A 3,011-nucleotide genomic window follows, 5' to 3' on the forward strand; every position below is an offset into this window, starting at 1 on the left:
TTTATATTTTTATATTAGTAAACCTCCTCGATTTTTTTTATGTATATAATATTTAGGAACTTTCCTCCCCATTTAGCTATACAAAAAAAGGACTGCATCAGCAGCCCTTTTGTAGACTCTTGCACTTTTTAAAAGCCAAAAAGTAAATGATTTGTATTTGAAAGCATCAAATAGTATAAATCATCGGAAACTTTTCTTAACAACGAAAGTTATATTTATTTAATAATTAATTCGAATAAATTGTTAAAAGGGATCTTATGTCTATTTTGCATTCCTGTGTTCATCGAAATCAATTTGACATTCTTCTAACGGAATTACTTTAGTTTTCTTAATAAATTTATAGCCAAGCCACATCACCAAAAATAATGGGATACCAAGATAGCTAGCAATTACACTCGCCCACTCAATGTGATCTCCGATAAAGGCTTGATAGTTTTGCGCCAATAAAACCGAAAAACAAAGGATAAATGAAAATATCGGTCCGAAAGGAAACCATTTTGAAAGATAAGGAAGATCTTCCAGTGAAAAACCTTGAGCAATGTATGCTTTTCTAAACCGGTAATGACTGGCAGCTATACCCAGCCAAAATATAAATCCAGTGACTCCAACTGCATTCATCAGCCAAATATATATTACTCCATCACCGAAAATGGAAGCAAAAAATGCCAACATCCCTACAAGTGAAGTTACAACCAGTCCCCAAATGGGAACCCCGCGTTTGTTGAGCTTCCCAAAAATACGCGGTGCCAGCCCTTCATTTGCCATTGAGTACAACATTCGGCTTGTCACGTAAAGACTCGAATTACCTGCGGATAGTACGGCTGTTAAAATGATAGCATTCATCACGGAAGCAGCAAATGCCAGTCCCACTTTTTCAAACACCATCGTAAACGGACTAACCATGATCGTATGTCCCTGCAGACTGCTATTCGTATAAGGAACTATCAACCCAATAACAAATATCGCTAGGATGTAAAATAGGAAAATCCTCCAAAAGATGCTGCGAACTGCACGTGGAACATTTTTTGCCGGATCTTCACTCTCGCCGGCTGCAACACCAACTATTTCTGTCCCTTGAAAAGAAAAACCAGCAGCTATGAAAATACCCAATGTTGCTAAAAAACCACCGGCAAACGGAGCGTCGCCAACTGTGAAGTTTTTAAAACCAATCGCCTCTCCATTCATAATCCCGAATATCATCAATATACCGACAACGATAAAAATGATGATGGTCGCCACTTTAATGAGCGAAAACCAATATTCCCCTTCTCCATACCCTTTAACGGATACGTAATTCAACAAGAATATCAAAACTAAAAACAAAGAACTCCATAACAATGACGGGCTGTGAGGAAACCAAAACTTCATAACCATCGTTGCAGCAGATAGTTCCGCGGCAAGCGTCATCGCCCAAGTAAACCAATAATTCCAACCAAGCGCAAACCCAAGTGCTGGATCAATAAAACGTGTTGCGTAGGTACTGAAAGCTCCGCTGACTGGCATAAATGATGCTAGTTCTCCTAGACTTGTCATAATAAAATAAACCATTATACCGATAACGGCATAAGCGACCAAAGCCCCTCCAGGTCCTGCAGAGGCAATGGCCGGCCCGCTGCCGAGAAAAAGCCCTGTTCCAATCGCACCGCCCAACGAAATCATCGTTAGATGGCGCGCTTTTAGTTTTCTTTGTAAAGTATTTGACGGCTGGTTTTGTTCATTTTTAGCAGGCAGTTGCAATTGCTGATTTTCCAAATTAGATTCCCCTCCAATAATGCAATTTTATCTTGAATCAATAAAGCAAAGGAAATCACTCTATCAATAGGTTTAATTCTTCCGATTTTTCTTTATCACGGCCGTTATTAAAACATATTATTAACTTTTTTTTGGAATATAGGGGTCTGTGTAGCATTACGCAACTTGATTAGCTGACATAAAAACCCTGTAAAGGACTACTTTTTGATCTTATTAGCCTAACCTTTATAGAATAAGCTTCGCATGCATTTTTAAAATTCGGTTACTCCCTCACATACTATTATTTGGTGGGTAAGCTCCTATGAATAAATGAATTCCAATCGATTTGATGTAACCAGCTTGCCGCTGCTTCAATATCTTTTGAAAAGATACGATCATGTGTAATGCTTGGAATAAGCTTTCTTGCTTCCGTATACAACTCTTTTGTAAATGGAGCCATCTTTTCTGTTCCACGGTATTCCACCGCCTGCAAGGCACAAATGAGTTCAATCGCCAAAACGCGACGAACGTTTTGAATGATTTGATGGGCGTGTCGGGATCCAATCGTTCCCATGCTTACATGATCTTCTTGGTTCGCTGAAGATGGTATGGAATCCACACTTGCAGGATGTGCGAGTGTTTTATTTTCAGAGACGAGTGAAGCGGCACAATATTGCATGATCATCGCTCCCGACTGCAAGCCAGGTTCCGGACTTAAGAATGGTGGTAAATCATTCAGCTGAGGATTGACGAGTCGCTCAATACGGCGCTCTGAAATATTCGCAAGCTCGGCCACAGCGATTTTCATATAGTCCATCGCAAATGCAATCGGCTGACCATGGAAGTTGCCTCCTGAAATAACCTTTTCACCATCATCAAAAATAAGCGGATTATCCGTTGCAGCATTCATTTCGATTTCCAATTTTTCTTTTACATAATCGAGAGTTTGCCATGATGCCCCATGCACTTGCGGGATGCAGCGGAGAGAATACGCATCCTGTACCCGTAGTTCCCCTTGCTTGGTGATGAGCTGGCTACCGTTGATCATGCGGCGGATCCGTTCCGCGACCTCTGATTGCTGGCGGTAACCGCGAGCTAGATGAACATCCGGATCAAAGGCGTCTTCAATGCCGCGTAACCCTTCTAACGTCATTGAAGCAATCGCCTCAGTTTGATGGGCCAGCTGTTCAGCTTCGATGTAATTGACGAGTCCCATTCCCGTCATGGCCTGCGTTCCGTTAATCAAAGCAAGACCTTCTTTTGCTTTAAGTGTCAGCGGA

Annotated in this window: 2 protein-coding genes; both read right to left on the minus strand. The window is 41.1% G+C overall.

Translation table 11 applies throughout. The features are described from left to right. Nucleotides 1-261: 261 nt before the first annotated feature. Nucleotides 262-1,659, minus strand: coding sequence for an amino acid permease (locus AC1DUW_RS24705; RefSeq protein ID WP_083450896.1), 1,398 nt, complete (start codon nucleotides 1,657-1,659; stop codon nucleotides 262-264). A 373-nt stretch (nucleotides 1,660-2,032) separates the two neighbouring features. After that, a partial coding sequence (locus AC1DUW_RS24710) for an aromatic amino acid lyase (protein WP_477643713.1) occupies nucleotides 2,033-3,011 on the minus strand: 979 nt, incomplete at its 5' end.

The organism is Peribacillus sp. P4_C12 (assembly GCF_056402095.1).